The sequence below is a fragment of the Shewanella sp. DNRA4 genome (assembly GCF_012843185.1).
Classification (GTDB): Bacteria; Pseudomonadota; Gammaproteobacteria; order Enterobacterales; family Shewanellaceae; genus Shewanella; species Shewanella xiamenensis.
The window spans coordinates 108756-124139 of record NZ_JABAIP010000004.1; the positions used below are offsets into that span (position 1 = coordinate 108756).

13 protein-coding genes are annotated in these 15384 nt (G+C 47.6%); 8 read left to right on the forward strand and 5 right to left on the reverse strand.

Annotation, left to right across the window (positions count from 1 at the left end; genetic code table 11):
- Nucleotides 1-29 precede the first annotated feature (29 nt).
- Nucleotides 30-1604: a hypothetical protein gene (locus HG547_RS05660; RefSeq protein WP_169547253.1), complete on the reverse strand. Its 1575-nt coding sequence runs from the start codon at nucleotides 1602-1604 to the stop codon at nucleotides 30-32.
- 189 nt (nucleotides 1605-1793) lie between these two features.
- On the opposite strand from HG547_RS05660, the gene HG547_RS05665 reads away from it, so the two are divergent.
- Nucleotides 1794-2963: a ribonuclease T2 gene (locus HG547_RS05665; RefSeq protein ID WP_169547254.1), complete on the forward strand. Its 1170-nt coding sequence runs from the start codon at nucleotides 1794-1796 to the stop codon at nucleotides 2961-2963.
- A gap of 231 nt (nucleotides 2964-3194) precedes the next feature.
- Here HG547_RS05665 and HG547_RS05670 read toward each other — a convergent pair whose 3' ends face one another.
- From HG547_RS05670 to plsB, 3 genes are all read right to left on the reverse strand, one after another.
- Nucleotides 3195-3977, reverse strand: coding sequence for a VOC family protein (locus HG547_RS05670; RefSeq protein ID WP_169547255.1), 783 nt, complete (start codon nucleotides 3975-3977; stop codon nucleotides 3195-3197).
- 132 nt (nucleotides 3978-4109) lie between these two features.
- Entirely contained in the window at nucleotides 4110-5366 is a 1257-nt protein-coding gene (gene mtr / locus HG547_RS05675; RefSeq protein WP_037423680.1) for a tryptophan permease, read from the reverse strand.
- Entirely contained in the window at nucleotides 5366-7789 is a 2424-nt protein-coding gene (gene plsB, locus HG547_RS05680) for a glycerol-3-phosphate 1-O-acyltransferase PlsB (RefSeq protein ID WP_037423683.1), read from the reverse strand. Before plsB ends, mtr begins: the two co-directional genes overlap by 1 nt.
- A gap of 285 nt (nucleotides 7790-8074) precedes the next feature.
- On the opposite strand from plsB, the gene lexA reads away from it, so the two are divergent.
- The 6 genes from lexA (at nucleotide 8075) to HG547_RS05710 (ending at nucleotide 14208) form a co-directional block, all read left to right on the forward strand.
- Nucleotides 8075-8695: a transcriptional repressor LexA gene (lexA, locus tag HG547_RS05685; protein WP_037423686.1), complete on the forward strand. Its 621-nt coding sequence runs from the start codon at nucleotides 8075-8077 to the stop codon at nucleotides 8693-8695.
- Nucleotides 8692-9204, forward strand: a complete 513-nt coding sequence (locus HG547_RS05690) for a SulA-like leucine-rich domain-containing protein (protein ID WP_099457237.1) — start codon at nucleotides 8692-8694, stop codon at nucleotides 9202-9204. The genes lexA and HG547_RS05690 overlap by 4 nt, the downstream gene beginning before the upstream one ends.
- A gap of 405 nt (nucleotides 9205-9609) precedes the next feature.
- Complete coding sequence (gene coxB / locus HG547_RS05695) at nucleotides 9610-11151, forward strand: cytochrome c oxidase subunit II (protein WP_169547256.1); 1542 nt, start codon at nucleotides 9610-9612, stop codon at nucleotides 11149-11151.
- Nucleotides 11152-11160: 9 nt separating this feature from the next.
- Nucleotides 11161-12753 carry a cytochrome c oxidase subunit I gene (gene ctaD / locus HG547_RS05700; protein ID WP_144345306.1) on the forward strand — a complete coding sequence of 531 codons (1593 nt, stop codon included), beginning with the start codon at nucleotides 11161-11163 and terminating at the stop codon, nucleotides 12751-12753.
- 1 nt (nucleotide 12754) lies between these two features.
- Nucleotides 12755-13336, forward strand: coding sequence for a cytochrome c oxidase assembly protein (locus HG547_RS05705; protein WP_169547257.1), 582 nt, complete (start codon nucleotides 12755-12757; stop codon nucleotides 13334-13336).
- Nucleotides 13333-14208 (forward strand): cytochrome c oxidase subunit 3, encoded by an 876-nt coding sequence (locus HG547_RS05710; protein ID WP_169547258.1) that lies wholly within the window; start codon nucleotides 13333-13335, stop codon nucleotides 14206-14208. Before HG547_RS05705 ends, HG547_RS05710 begins: the two co-directional genes overlap by 4 nt.
- Before the next feature lie 28 nt (nucleotides 14209-14236).
- Here HG547_RS05710 and HG547_RS05715 read toward each other — a convergent pair whose 3' ends face one another.
- Nucleotides 14237-14467 carry a DUF2909 family protein gene (locus HG547_RS05715; RefSeq protein WP_037423704.1) on the reverse strand — a complete coding sequence of 77 codons (231 nt, stop codon included), beginning with the start codon at nucleotides 14465-14467 and terminating at the stop codon, nucleotides 14237-14239.
- On the opposite strand from HG547_RS05715, the gene HG547_RS05720 reads away from it, so the two are divergent.
- Nucleotides 14412-15323 (forward strand): SURF1 family protein, encoded by a 912-nt coding sequence (locus HG547_RS05720; protein ID WP_169547259.1) that lies wholly within the window; start codon nucleotides 14412-14414, stop codon nucleotides 15321-15323. The genes HG547_RS05715 and HG547_RS05720 overlap by 56 nt on opposite strands.
- Nucleotides 15324-15384 lie beyond the last annotated feature (61 nt).

The window sequence follows — 15384 nt, forward strand, 5'->3', positions numbered from 1 at the left end:
GATTTTTATTCAACCGCATTTAAAAGGGGTTATTGAACCGTGTTAACAAACACAGGGTTAGAATAGAACCACAGGTCGTTATAGTTACGATCATTAATCTTGTTATACCAAGACTGTACCGATTCATCTTCAGCTTGATTAATCACAGCTGACTTCAAAGGATTGCCTCTTTCCGTCAAATTAGCTTGGTTATAATCTAAATTAGTCCCACGCAGACGGAAATATTGATGCCGATCCGCGATAAAACTGTAACTCATACTGTAGTAGCCATCGGCATCTTTATGCCAGTCGGCACGAGTAAAGGTTTTAACGACTAAGGTTGAATCGTTTGTTTCTTTTCTGTAAGCCGCGGTCCCAGGCTCAGCACGCTGACCCACGTTACCCGCAATCAAGTCTATGTGGTTTACACCAGGGTTAATTCCAGCATAAATTTCATTACCTATATCGGACTCTTTATTATTCAACGCCGGACTTTTAAAGCGGATAGTGAGTGTTAACTTATCGCCAGGTTTAGCCACTAAAGTTTGTCCCATGGTAACGCTATTCTTATTGCCATTTTCAAGCTTAAAATCCAAGGCATCGATCAAATCACCAAACACAGAAAAGCTATTACCCGAGCGTAATCCCTTCAAAAGCGCTGTAGTATCTTTGCCATCGACCCAAGTGTAACTTTTCGCATATTCACCGGGATAATAACTACTAGCGTAGGGAGTACGTGTTTTGAAGTGGATATCCGAGTTACCCATGTTCCAAATTCGACGACCTTCACCCAATAATGCATCCCACCAGCCACCGACCTCAGCAACAACCGGATCGACGCCGCCGTACACTCCACTACTACGCTCACCATAGTCACCACGGTTACCACTGAACTGGCCACCGACAAGACCTTCAACCATAAAGAAAACATTCGGAGCAACATCGTTCAGCTCTCTAACATCTTGAATCGTATAACTGGATAAATAACGACGAGGATGATTTAGCATCCCGTAGCTGCTGTCTGGATAATGAGTCTCTAACCACTTCAAAGCAGCAATAGCATCCTCGTGAGTCTTATTTTGACGGGTATCCCCCGCAGCCGTCCATGCAGCAACATCTTTGGGATCAAAGTTCGTAATATCATTTTTACTACTAAATCTGTACTCAAAGGTCTTAACCGCAGACAGAACTTTGGCTTCATCACCTAAAATACCAATGTTAAAGTGCTCATGGGTTGGCATATCCCACTCAAAACTTGAATAAGCAATCTTGCCCTCATAGTTAGGCATGTTCTTCTTTAAACCGGGAATTTCATACTGAGTTAACGCATCGTAAAATAGTAATCCACCGACGTCGTTATCATCATTATCTTGACTGTTGTTACGCATATGATTTGATAATGAAACATAGTCTAAACCGAAGTCACCAAAGGCCCATTTCAGAATATCAGACTGGGTTTCACGAGCATCCTGCGAAACCGCAGTGTGAACGTGTAAGTCACCTTTTAGCCAACGCCCACTGGGCTCAATGGGTGTAGGATCAGTCTTATCAGAGTCAGAATTACAACCAGATAGCACTACTAGAGACGATAATAAAACAACATTGAGATTTATGACCTTATGCATGAATAACCTCTTTATATTCAAAAGTTTTAGCAATAAAACCCAAATATAAGTCGAATGCATGACACCCTAATGACACTGATGTTTGCGATCCATAAAATAAGCCTCTCAGTTTACAACGCTTATATGTACCATTAACGCAGCGCACCACAGAATTGACTCGACTCACTGCTGTAGAAAGGATGCCATCACATGACTAAGCCATCTTGTTTAATTATCAGCCAAATATGGCCACAAAGACTTTTCCTTAAAAAACGATTACATGTTTTACTCGCTTCGTTCAGTTTATGCTCTGCACTAATCATGTCAGCAGCACCCGCATATGCCGCCCCCGCCACAGGGGAATTTGTGGCCAATAAACGCTGTGAGTTGTTTCAGTCTAAAAATAAACAAACCAATCCCGATGATTGGCAGAGCAATATCGGGGAGCGTTATCCCGTTACGGAGATTTTAGGAAACAGCGTCAATCCTGACTGGATTCGCGTCCGCACCAATGCCATCAGTTCACCGTTACGCTGGATTAAAGGTGATTGTGGACAATACAATACCAATGTAGCGGCGGCAGAGACTTATCAGCCAAACTCAACCAAAGAGCCAGCGCAAACCACCACAGCCTCTGATATCAAAGCAATCAATCGTGAAAGCCTAAAAGAACGAGGTACGCCAGAGAAACGCCAAGGCCATGTGTGTCAAATCGAAGATAATTATGACTCCCATATGCTTGCCTTAAGTTGGCAAAGCACCTTTTGTGAACTCTATGGCGGTCGTAAAGCCGAATGCCGCGCCTTAAGCCAAACCAGTGATGCGCCTCAATGGCAACACTTTAGCCTGCATGGCCTCTGGCCTAATCGCCAGCAATGTGGCACTCGTTACGGCTTTTGCAGCAGCGTAAAACAACAACCGAGTGACTTTTGCGATTATCCTGAAGTACCACTCAATGCCTCTGTGCAAAAGAATCTGGAAGAAGTGATGCCAAGTGCTCGCTACGGCACCTGTTTAGAACGCCATGAATGGTGGAAGCACGGTACCTGTCGCAATCAAGACCCCAATGACTATTTTTTACTGGCGACTCAGCTGACGCAGGAAGTCAATGCCTCGACATGGGTACAACAATTTATCCATGAAAGAATTGGTAAAAAAGTCACACAACAAGAGTTGAATCAAAGCTTTGATACTAGCTTCGGTAAAGGTGCACACACTAAGATCACGCTTGATTGCGCCAAGGGACTCTTAAGCGAAATCCGGATTAATCTTCCACAAGAGATCAAGCTATCAGACTCAATTCCGAGCCTACTTGCTAAAGCACCCAAGGCGAAAAAGACTAACTGTCCGGACCCACTCTCTATCGACAAACCAAACTAACTTAACCTGAACTTGGGGTAACGAGTGTCGAAAAAATCTAAATTTAACAAACCAAAAAATACCATAAACGATTGTTTTTAAAAAACATTTTTTCTGACTGAATGCGCAGATTTTTGTGCATATCAAGGCGCTCTGTCGTATGCCATAGCGAGCTATGGTTAGACAGAGCAACGCAGAGAGGCCCGAAAAGAGGCCTATTCAGCGGCGCTACTTATCCCTGCTCAGGTTAACTTATTGGTTTTCATTTTGGGATAGGTGTATTACCGCGAAAGTAGCACCTTGGGCGTCAGCAATCACCGCAAAACGTCCCACATCAGGGATATCGCTTGGCGGCACGCATAGCTGTGCGCCCAGCCCCTGCGCCTTAGCGGCAAAAGCATCACAATCCGCCACCACAAAATAAGGCATCCAATGGGCGGGGATCTCGCCCCATTCCGGCATCATTTTCATCATGCCCCCCATAGACTGACCATCAATTTGCCACTCGGTGTAATCGATGCCGGGCACATGACTGGGGAGCGCGGTCCAAGGAAACACTTGAGTGTAAAAACTGGCTTCGGCGCTAGGTTCACGGCAAGCCAGCTCCACCCAACACAGGGTATTTTCTTCGCCTTGGCGACGTGAGCCCGAGTGGTTTTTCGCTTGCCATAGGGCAAAGCGTGCCCCTTCGGGATCGCTCACCTGCGCCATCACGCCCGCATCACCCACCACATGCGGTCCCATGTGCAATTGCCCACCCGCAGCCAGGATGGCGGCAACCGTCGCTTCTATATCCTTAACCGCAAAATAGATCCGCCAATGGCTAGGGATCTGTGGTTCCGACTCAGGGATTTGATACATGGCCCCTAAATCGTCCCCCTCCAGATTGAACAGCGAGAAATGACCATTAGGAATTGCCATTTCCACCGAATTCCAACCAAACAGCGCATGGTAAAACCCCTGTGCACCCTGCCAGTCATGGCTCGCCAATTCGACCCAACAGGCCTGTCCCTGTGCGTACTGAGTAATCCTCATTGCAGACTCCAATCAAACAGATAATGTGTTCGAGTTAAGCTGGAGTTTATGCAACTGTCCAGTTTTGGCGGTAAAAAGATGAATACAAAGAAAAAGCCCTCAATTTGAGGGCTTGATTCGCGAGCGAAATACTTAGGAGAACTGCGGTAATAAATTCGCCATCGCGAGTAGATGACAAGCACCCGTCACGACACCAAACAACACCACAAGGATAATTAACGGCGTGCCACCAAAGACCCTAAAACCTTGATGGTTAGGGAAGAGTTGTCTCGACTTGTAGGCCATCAGCGCTGGCACAATAACAGCCCACACGGTTGCCGCTAAGGCTGCAAATCCAATGGCAATTAAAAAGCCATCGGGAAACAGCAAACCAAATATGGTGGGCGGCACAAAGGTGACAATCGCCGTTTTCATCCGGCCAGAGCGCGTATCGTCGAATCCGAATAAATCGGCCAAATAATCGAATAAACCTAAGGTCACACCGAGGAAAGAAGACGCCACAGCTAAATTAGCAAATAGGGTTAACATGCTGTTTAACCAGCTGCTTTCCATTACTTTCGACAAGGCGCCGACTAACACACCCATATTGCCACCCTGGGCAATAATCTCACTAAACTGGCTGCGGGGAATATTGCCCATAGTGGCGACTAACCAGCAGGCATAAATGATCAGCGCGATAAAAGTCCCGACAAAAATGGCTTTGAAAATGGTCGATGAATCTTTGCCATAATACTTCACCAGACTCGGCACATTTCCATGGTAACCAAAACTGGCTAGACCAAATGGCAAAGCCGCCCACAGATAAGGCATAAAGCTTTGCTTTCCATCCGGTTCGAGCAACTTAGTCACATCGATTTCGATCAGCAAATTACCAATCGCGAGGAAGAAAGTAATAATCATCCCGCCGAGCATAATGGTCGTAATACGATCCACCGCCTTGGTACTGATCAACACGATACAGGCGAGCACGACAGCAAATACTAATCCGGCGACACTTTGAGGCAGCTCAATCCCCATACCTTGGAGGCTATGGTTAACAATCGAGCCACCGCCACTGATGTAGGCGTAGGTTAAGATGTAGAGCACGAAGGCAATGGACACCCCATTCACGATGCGCCAAAACTGGCCCAGGGTTTCCTTGGTCAGGGTATCGAAACTCGCTCCCGGCTCGAAATGCAGGTTGGTTTCGAGCAGTAACAGTCCCGACATCAACATGCAAAACCAAATACCGAGTAACATCAGTACCGAGTAACCAAACCACATGCCAGCGCCCACGACAGGCAAAGAAAACATCCCCGCCCCTACTGTGGTACCGGCAATAATCATGGCACCACCAAGCAAAGACTTGCCCACCGGCTTATTCTTCGCCGCATTCATATGGTTAGCCATTAAGCGATATGCTCCGCGGTCACGCTGGCGACAATCGTCTGCCTTACAGAGGCTCTGAGTAAGCTATTAGCTTGATCGCGAATGCGCTCAACATCAGATTTATCTTCCTTACCAGAGAAATAACCCAACTCTTTTAGCTTAACACTCAAGGTGTTATAGAGTTTCTTATCGTAAAATTCTGGTGCGGTAATTCCATGCAGCGCCCCTAAACGTTGGGCAAGCAGATGGCTTTCAGACTCGAGATCCGAACGCTCCATCTTAGGTCTGTGGGCCAGCAGATTGAAGATAATGGCATAGCGTTGCAAGGTCTCACTAACGCTGCCAGCCAACAATAACATTTGGCTGGTGTGCTCGGTCACAACCGACAACATATCGCTTTCCTGCACTAGACCTTGCTCAATAAACAGCTCGAGCACTTGATTCACGTAGCTTGGGAGATCTTTGATCCCCATAAACAACTCCGCCTTCAATAACGGATAAAAGTCGTTCACTATCCCAAGGATTTGCGCTCTTGAAATCTGTTTATTATTGATTAAACAGCTGGCAATTAATGACGGAATAATAAATAAGTGAATGATATTATTACGATAGTATGTCATTGACGTCGCTTGTTTTTCATCAATTGACACTATCTCACCCAAAGGATCGGCGTTGATGGAGAACTTGTTCAGCTCTAATCCTTGTTGTACTAAGTGCTTACCATCACCTTCGGCAACCGACGTAAACGACGTGTAAGGCACACGCTTAAGCAGGGTCAGGTATAAATCTAACTGACGCTCGAGCAAACAACGCTCTAAGGCATTTTGCTCCGACGCCAACAACACTAAACTGGTCAAGGTAATAGAGCTGGCGGCAGCGGCGTCGTTAATCCGCGTCATCACCCGATTTGCTAACACGTTCACCGCTGGGGTTAACCAAGTCGGTTTTTGCTCAGGATCATCAGCCACTTCACTGCGCCAGTTTGGTGCCGTTTCATTCAAGAAGTTCTGCAATGTAATCGGCTCACCAAAGTTGACATAACCTTGGCCAAAATTACCTAATTTACGAATAGCACCAAAGACTTGCCATACAGATTCTTTCTGTTTTTTCTTACCGCTTAGCTCTTTGTGATAGGTCGCCACTTCCATCACGTGATCGTAGCCTAAATACACAGGCACTAAGGTGACTGGGCGTTCGATACCACGCAGCACACTGTTGATCGTCATAGCGATCATGCCCGTTTTAGGCGCCAATAGACGACCGGTACGAGAACGGCCACCTTCAGAGAAATACTCAACCGAATATCCCTTAGCAAACAGCTGATCGAGGTACTCACGGAACACGGCCGTATAAAGTTTGTTGCCGTTAAAACTACGGCGAATAAAGAAAGCCCCGCCACGGCGGAACAGCGGCCCCGCAGGCCAGAAGTTTAGGTTGATACCCGCAGCAATATGCGGTGGCACCATACCTTGGTAATACAGAATGTAAGATAACAGCAGGTAATCCATATGGCTGCGATGGCAGGGCACATACACAATCTCATGACCATCGTGGTGTAACTGCCGAATATGCTCGGCACCTTTGATGTTAATACCGCTGTAGAGCTTGTTCCATAACCACGTTAAAAAGCGCTCAGCAATACGTACGAGACTATCGGAATAATTCGCCGCAATTTCATCAAGATATTCAATTGCCGTTTCACGCGCTTGGGTTTCAGAAATCTTCTTGCTCGCGGCTTCTTCCTGAATCGCCTTACGTAAGGATTCAGATTTCAGCAAGGAATGGAATAACGCCTGACGATTAGGCAACACAGGCCCCGTCATCACCTTACGTTGGCGACGGAAATGCACTCTCGCTACTCGAGCCAATTTATGGGCAATGCCCATATCGGTACCATGTTCGTCGGCCATGTAACGCAGCGATACCGCATTAGAAAATTGCACAAAGTTGTGACGGCCCAAAAATAGGATCATCAAGCACTTACGTAACCAAGTAGGATTCTCGCGCTCAAGCACTGCCGCCTTCATGGTGTCGTCTTCTTTACCCGGAGTACGACCCCAATACAGACTCACAGGCACCAGCTGTATATCTAACTCTGGCTTTTCCTTATGGACGGCCAACAAACGCATAAAACATTCGAGGAATGGCTCATTGCTGGCGCGTTCACCAAATAAGGGCTTACGACCTTCAAGGCATACCACCCGTGGCGCCACAACGCCATTCACCACCAGCGGCTCGTAAGGGCTTGGCAAACCAAGTTTCGTGGTGATCTCGCTTAACGCAGCAATATCACTCAGGGATTCTGTTTTCATTACATAAGCAAGCGGTCTGGAGGCATCCAGATTCAGATCGGCAAAGGGATCCTGTGGCACAACAATAGTGTGCACTAAGTGCTTTTGGATCCAACGTAATGATTTCAACCAAAGAGAGTCTTGTTTAGGCATTATTCTTATGCAATGTAAGTACGTTCATTAGCCCCATAGAATACCAGATTATAGAGAATATACCCAAACAACCTAAAGATGCAGGATTCAGCTGCTGATTTTAATGACTTAGTAACGCACTTTAGGCAACGCCATTTATTGCTACCGTGCAAGTGGCATTCACCCCATAGATGACGATTACGGTTATTTGCAGATCTAGCTGACCAAGTTAAAAGTGGTTAATACTTGCACTACCAATAATACTGTATATACTAACAGTAACTGTATAGAAAAACAGGAAAGACCATGAGACCGTTGACGCCACGCCAAGCCGAAATTTTAGAGCTGATTAAACGTAATATTGCCGAGACTGGCATGCCACCCACTCGGGCCGAAATTGCCACCCGTTTGGGTTTTAAAAGTGCAAATGCCGCAGAAGAACACCTTAAGGCATTGGCGAAAAAAGGCTGCATCGAGATCATGCCTGGTACTTCCCGCGGGATCCGTCTCCCTGTAGAGGAAGAAGATAACCGCGAAACAGGCTTGCCACTTATCGGCCAAGTGGCAGCGGGTGAACCTATTCTCGCCCAAGAGCATGTCGAACAGTATTACCAAGTCGACCCCAGCATGTTCCACCCTGCTGCCGATTTCCTGCTGCGCGTAAAAGGCGACAGTATGAAGAATATCGGCATCCTTGAGGGTGACCTGCTTGCCGTTCATAAAGTACAACAAGCGCGCAATGGACAAGTTGTTGTTGCTCGCGTTGATGATGATGTAACCGTAAAACGCTTTGAAAAAAAAGGTAATTTAGTCTACCTACATGCCGAGAATGAAGACTATTCACCGATTAAAGTCGATTTGAGTTTCCAAAGTCTAACAATTGAAGGGCTCGCCGTAGGGGTGATCCGCAATGGAGATTGGCTATGAACAAACTATTAGGTAATGCCCCGCGTCACCCCGGTTTATGGCTCGATACGGTTCGAGATACAGAGACCGACTGGCAGCATACATCAATAGTCACTATGCCAACTCAGAGCCAAGGGCGCCAAGAGCTGACACAGCTGAGCAAACAACTTGCCCAACTGAGCCAACAGGGAAGATGGATAGTGCTCATCAACCCACCTAGTATTGGCTACAAGCAGCTATTAGCAAACGCAGGTGTGCGTATGGATCGCGTACTATTGGTTCACGCAAAAGATGAGGTCGAAACCCTTTGGGCGATGGAAAAAGCCTTAACCAGTGGCACATCTAGCGCAGTGATTACTTGGATTAACGCCCTAGATACTCGCGATAATCGTCGCCTACAAATTGTAGCAAAGAGCGCACGTGCAATGGGTATCGTGCTTGAAGGTTCAACGAATGACCAACCTTCTAGCACCAATCTCACCCAATCGACTAAATTTACTCAACCCGCATTTTTCAGCTCTGTTCATTAAAAATTTTTCATACCGTATTTAGCCTTGAAAGCCGCCTCACCTGTGAATGTGAGGCTTTTTTTTGGCAATTTTTCAGACAATTAGAAAAAGAAGTGATCTTGATCAATTTTTAAACAGCAAGTATGTTTGATTTAGGCGCACATGATATATGGCCTGTTTAGGCAGAAATATCGCGTTATTTTCGAATATCGCTCGCCCACAAAAATTGAGAATAATGGGTTTATTCAGCAGTATGTGCCAGTGTGGCTAATACCAGCAGTAACAATACTTGATCATAAGTAAGCCGCCAACGCACGTTGAAGTCAGAAACACTTTTTTGGGAACTGAAGAGTTTGCATAGAGTTGAGACTTACTGTGTTGCTCTTCTTTGTAGTTGCTATTTGCAATTAGCAGAGGAGAAGTCTTGTGAAGCAATGGTTGTATTGTTTACTCGTGGTGCTATTCGCCCCACCGTTGGCCGCAGCAGACATGCGGTTCAATATGACGCCTGGCGTAACAGAAATCAGTGGCAAGGTATACCACCTGCACATGACGATTCTGTATATCTGCTGCGCGATAGGCTTAGTGGTTTTTGGCGTGATGATTTATGCCATGATCAACCACAGAAAATCCAAGGGCGCGGTCGCGTCACACTTCCATGAGAGTACAAAAGTTGAAATCGCTTGGACGATAATTCCCTTTATCATTCTGATCTTAATGGCGATTCCGGCAACTAAAACTCTGATTGCCATGGAAGACCCCAGCAATGCCGATCTCACGGTAAAAGTCACAGGATCGCAATGGAAGTGGCATTACAGCTATTTCGATCAAGATATTGAGTTTTACAGTATCCTCGCCACACCAAGACCTCAAATCGAAGGTAGTGAGGCCAAGGGAGAGCACTACTTACTTGAGGTCGATAAGCCCCTTGTCCTGCCTGTAAATAGAAAAATCCGCTTTCTGATGACTTCTGAAGATGTTATCCATTCATGGTGGGTACCAGATTTTGCAGTGAAAAAAGATGCTAACCCAGGGTTTATCAACGAGGCGTGGACCCGTATCGATAAACCCGGCATTTACCGTGGCCAATGTGCCGAGCTTTGCGGTAAAGATCATGGATTTATGCCGATAGTGGTTCAGGCACTGCCCGAAGCCGAGTTCGATGCTTGGGTTGCAGAACAAAAACAAGCTGCCAATGCCGCAGCGCAAGCCGCACAAGCCGCCTTATCGCAAACACTGAGTAAAGAAGAGCTGATGACTCAGGGTGAGCAAGTTTACCTTGGTCACTGCGCAGCCTGCCATCAACCTAATGGCGAAGGTCTCAAAGGCGTATTCCCTCATCTCAAAGGCAGCCCCATAGCTACTGGGCCGCTGAGCGGTCATCTTGAAATCGTGCTCAATGGTAAAACGGGTACGGCCATGCAAGCCTTCAGTAAACAATTATCGCCCCAAGAAATTGCCGCCGTGATTACCTATGAGCGTAATGCGTGGGGCAATAACACGGGGGATGCGGTGCAAGCCAAAGACGTTGATGCCCATAAATCCGGTGGCACCAATAGCGAACCAGTAGCAACGACTCAGCCCCCCTCAACCACCGATGCGCCCAAAGCGGCGACAGAGCCCGCCGCCAGTGTCGACCCCGCGAGTCTTCCCACGCTTAGCCATGATGAACTGATGGCCGAAGGGGAAAAAACCTATGCCACGATTTGCGCCGCCTGCCACCAGCTAACGGGTGCTGGTATGCCTCCCGCCTTCCCCGCCCTTGCTGGTAGCGTTATTGCAACAGGCCCGGTCGCCAATCACATCGATATAGTGATGCACGGTAAACCGGGCACGGCGATGCAGGCATTTGGCACACAACTCACGCCACAACAGCTTGCCGCCATCATTACCTATGAGCGCAATGCGTGGGGCAACAATACCGGCAATACAGTGCAACCCGCTGATATTGCACGCCATGGACAGTAGGGGATTAAGATGAGCACACTGACTCAAGATCAAATTGCCGCCCATGATGAACACCATCACGGTGCACCTAAAGGCATCATGCGCTGGTTACTCACCACCAACCACAAGGACATTGGCACCCTGTACCTATGGTTTAGTTTCATTATGTTTTTAACTGGTGGTGCGATGGCCATGGTGATCCGCGCCGAACTCTTTCAGCCCGGATTACAACTCGTTGAGCCTAACTTCTTCAACCAGATGACCACAGTGCATGGGCTAATCATGGTATTCGGCGCAGTGATGCCAGCCTTTACCGGACTAGCTAACTGGTTAATCCCGATGATGATTGGTGCGCCTGATATGGCGCTTCCACGTATGAACAACTGGAGTTTTTGGATCCTGCCCTTCGCCTTTGCAATATTGTTGAGTTCATTGTTTATGGAAGGCGGCGGCCCTAACTTTGGTTGGACCTTCTACGCACCACTCTCGACCACCTATAGCCCTGACAGCACAGCATTATTTGTATTCTCGATCCATATCATGGGGATAAGTTCGATCATGGGTGCCATCAACGTGATCGTAACCATAGTCAACCTGCGCGCTCCCGGCATGACGTGGATGAAGTTACCACTGTTCGTATGGACCTGGCTGATTACCGCCTTCTTGCTGATCGCCGTTATGCCCGTACTCGCTGGCGCCGTCACTATGGTGTTAACCGATAAGTTTTTCGGTACTAGCTTCTTCGAGGCGGCAGGCGGCGGCGATCCTGTGATGTTCCAGCATATCTTCTGGTTCTTCGGTCACCCCGAAGTCTACATCATGATTTTGCCTTCCTTCGGCATTATCTCTGCCATAGTTCCTGCTTTCAGCCGTAAACCATTATTCGGCTATGCATCCATGGTGTATGCCACGGCGAGTATTGCGATTTTGTCCTTCCTCGTGTGGGCGCACCATATGTTCACCACCGGTATGCCTGTGTTTGCCGAGCTGTTTTTTATGTACTGCACTATGCTGATTGCCGTGCCGACAGGGGTAAAAGTGTTTAACTGGGTAGCGACCATGTGGCGCGGCTCACTGAGTTTTGAAACCCCAATGCTGTTCGCGGTGGCCTTTATTATTCTGTTCACTATTGGCGGCTTCTCTGGCCTGATGCTCGCCATCACGCCAGCCGACTTCCAATACCACGATACTTACTTTGTGGTGGCTCACTTCCACTACGTGTTGGTCACGGGTGCGATTTTCTCCATCATGGCAGCGGCCTATTACTGGCTACCAAAATGGACCGGGTATATGTACAGCGAAAAGCTAGGCCAGTGGCATTTTTGGTGTTCGGTGATTTCGGTCAATGTGTTATTTTTCCCGATGCATTTCTTAGGTCTTGCGGGTATGCCAAGGCGAATTCCCGATTACTCGATTCAATTTGCCGATGTAAATCAAATCGTGTCGATTGGGGGTTTTGCCTTTGGCCTATCACAGCTGATCTTCCTCGTGCTGGTAATTAAGTGCATTCGGGGCGGTGAAAAGGCGCCCGCCAAACCTTGGGAAGGCAGCGAAGGCTTAGAGTGGACCCTACCAAGCCCAGCGCCCTATCACTCTTTCACCACGCCACCCGAGGTGAAATAACATGCAAGGCCAACCCCATCAGCAAAACATCAAGTCCAACCGTGAGCTCATTAGCCTGTTGGTGCTGGGCTGCCTTGCGATGTTTGGCTTTGGGTTCGCCTTAGTGCCGCTCTACGATGTGCTGTGCGAAAAACTGGGCATTAATGGCAAAACCTCTAATACTGCCAGCAGTTATCAAGCGATTACTGTAGATAAGAACCGGGTGGTAACGGTGGAGTTTATCTCGCAGGTACAGACGGGCATGCCGTGGAAATTTGAGCCACAAACGAAACGGCTCGAAGTGCATCCGGGAGAACTCATCCACACGGCATTTTTGGCGCAAAACATCTCGAATAGAGCAATTGTGGGCCAGGCGATTCCTTCAATTTCGCCCGGCCAAGGCGCGGCTTATTTCAATAAAACCGAATGTTTTTGTTTTAACCAACAACACTTAGCCGCCGCAAGTCGAGCCGAGCTGCCGTTGATCTTCTTCGTGGATCCTCAATTACCCGAGTCTATCCACACCTTAACCCTCTCTTACACCCTCTACGACATTACCGACAAGCAGTTAGCGTCTGCCATAGAGCAAGGAGCTGCAAAATGACCACTAAACATGAGACTTACTACGTCCCCGCCCAGAGTGCTTGGCCGATTGTTGGTGCTATCGGCTTGTTTTTAATCGCCTTTGGGGCAGGACATTTTGTACATCAACTCAAATCTGGCGCTTCGGGTGGCGGCTATATTCTACTGGCAGGCATAGCCGTCATCCTGTTTATGCTGGTTGGCTGGTTTAGAACTGTAATCCAAGAATCGATGACGGGCCTCTATTCCCATCAGATGGATAGATCGTTTCGCCAAGGCATGAGCTGGTTTATCTTCTCCGAGGTGATGTTCTTTGCCGCCTTTTTCGGCGCCTTATTTTACGCCCGCATGATCGCAGTGCCTTGGCTCGGCGGCGCGTCCAACAATGCCATGACTCACGAAGTCCTGTGGCCACACTTCGAGGCCGTTTGGCCACTCGTCACCACACCCGATGGCACCAAAACCGAAGCCATGCCATGGAATGGGCTACCGCTAATCAACACCATTGTGCTGCTGACTTCCTCAGTCACGCTGCATTTTGCCCATATCAGCTTAGAAAAGGGTAAGCGTTCGGCCATCACCCTCTGGCTAGGGCTCACGATTTTACTGGGAATTAGCTTCCTTGCTTTGCAGGCGGAGGAATATAGCCATGCCTACCATGAGATGGGGCTAACGCTCACCTCGGGCGTGTATGGCAACACCTTTTTCCTGCTGACGGGTTTCCACGGCATGCATGTAACCTTGGGCACTATCTTTCTATTAGTCTTGTTTTTCAGAGTGTTAAAAGGCCACTTTAGTGCGGATAAGCATTTTGCCTTCCAAGCAGGCAGTTGGTACTGGCACTTTGTCGATGTGGTTTGGCTCTGCCTGTTTATCTTTGTTTATGTGCTTTAAATATTCATTAAAACAATAAGTTGAAAACTTAAGGCGTGGGATTGAGACCAAGCAGTCCAGTCCCTAAAGCCACCAGCAAGAGCAGGATAACCAGTACAGAAAAAATCACCCTACGGCCCAAATAGCGGCTCATTGGCACCGGGTGTTCAGCGGTTTGGTCGTCACCTTTAACCATAATAATTAAGGCTCTGCCTAGGTTAAAAATGATAAACAGCAACAGCAGTACTAAAACACACTTAAAAATGAGCGGGATGTTCATACGCTATCCTTATGTTTTTCTGGCCAAATTGATTTGGTTACCAAGATATATTTGGTTGCATAGGGGAGTGTCGTTACTACTAATATTGACTGTGGTGGTATTCGTGGTTTTGGTCAAGCTGGGTTTGTGGCAAATGGATAGGGCAGTTGAAAAAACCGAACTGTTAGCACAAATGGAGGCGAGACAATCCGCTGCCACACTCAATCCTGAACAGCTCATCGCTGAATTGGCTAAAGGCAGCGTCACGGGCTACCGCTTACAAGTTCAAGCAAAACCCGCGAATCCACAAATCTGGTTGCTCGAAAATCAGGTCTATCAAGGGCAAGTGGGCTATCTCGCCTTTCAATTACTGCAAATAACGTCAGAGAATCAGACAAATAATCGCGAGCAACCTTGGCTGTTACTCGAACTTGGCTTTATTGCCGCTAAATCCCACCGAGATGCCTTGCCCGAAGTCAGCCCCATAGTCGGTGAACTGGTTCTTACAGGCCGCCTCTATCAAAAACAGATTAATCCCTTGAGCCATCACTTATTGGCAGAACCCTTCACCACGGAACAAGGCGAACGGATTCGGTTTCAAAATCTTAATCTACCCGAGATGGCACAAATGTTAGAACATCCTATCCTGCCCGCGGTGTTACAACCCGATGCCTTACCCCAATTACAACCAGCGCAGACCTTGCCTCATCCTTGGCAGCCTTTCCCCCTCTCGGCCCAAAAACATTGGGGTTATGCATTGCAATGGTTTGCCATGGCAACTGTGTTTGTGGGGCTGATGGGTTGGCAAACAATGAAATACCTCAAAAAATCACGACACCGGCATCAAGCCGATAAGGAAGCGACTAAGACCGAGTAACAGATACCAGCAAGATGTTAATAAAAAACAATAAAACAAAGCATTAGGAACAATAAGAGGA

What these genes read in the sequence shown, in the direction of transcription:
- HG547_RS05660 (WP_169547253.1), bottom strand. Translation starts at nt 1,604, where the DNA reads ATGCATAAGGTCATAAATCTCAATGTTGTTTTATTATCGTCTCTAGTA.
- HG547_RS05665 (WP_169547254.1), top strand. Translation starts at nt 1,794, where the DNA reads ATGACTAAGCCATCTTGTTTAATTATCAGCCAAATATGGCCACAAAGA.
- HG547_RS05670 (WP_169547255.1), bottom strand. Translation starts at nt 3,977, where the DNA reads ATGAGGATTACTCAGTACGCACAGGGACAGGCCTGTTGGGTCGAATTG.
- mtr (WP_037423680.1), bottom strand. Translation starts at nt 5,366, where the DNA reads ATGGCTAACCATATGAATGCGGCGAAGAATAAGCCGGTGGGCAAGTCT.
- plsB (WP_037423683.1), bottom strand. Translation starts at nt 7,789, where the DNA reads ATGCCTAAACAAGACTCTCTTTGGTTGAAATCATTACGTTGGATCCAA.
- lexA (WP_037423686.1), top strand. Translation starts at nt 8,075, where the DNA reads ATGAGACCGTTGACGCCACGCCAAGCCGAAATTTTAGAGCTGATTAAA.
- HG547_RS05690 (WP_099457237.1), top strand. Translation starts at nt 8,692, where the DNA reads ATGAACAAACTATTAGGTAATGCCCCGCGTCACCCCGGTTTATGGCTC.
- ctaD (WP_144345306.1), top strand. Translation starts at nt 11,161, where the DNA reads ATGAGCACACTGACTCAAGATCAAATTGCCGCCCATGATGAACACCAT.
- HG547_RS05705 (WP_169547257.1), top strand. Translation starts at nt 12,755, where the DNA reads ATGCAAGGCCAACCCCATCAGCAAAACATCAAGTCCAACCGTGAGCTC.
- HG547_RS05710 (WP_169547258.1), top strand. Translation starts at nt 13,333, where the DNA reads ATGACCACTAAACATGAGACTTACTACGTCCCCGCCCAGAGTGCTTGG.
- HG547_RS05720 (WP_169547259.1), top strand. Translation starts at nt 14,412, where the DNA reads ATGATAAACAGCAACAGCAGTACTAAAACACACTTAAAAATGAGCGGG.
- HG547_RS05715 (WP_037423704.1), bottom strand. Translation starts at nt 14,467, where the DNA reads ATGAACATCCCGCTCATTTTTAAGTGTGTTTTAGTACTGCTGTTGCTG.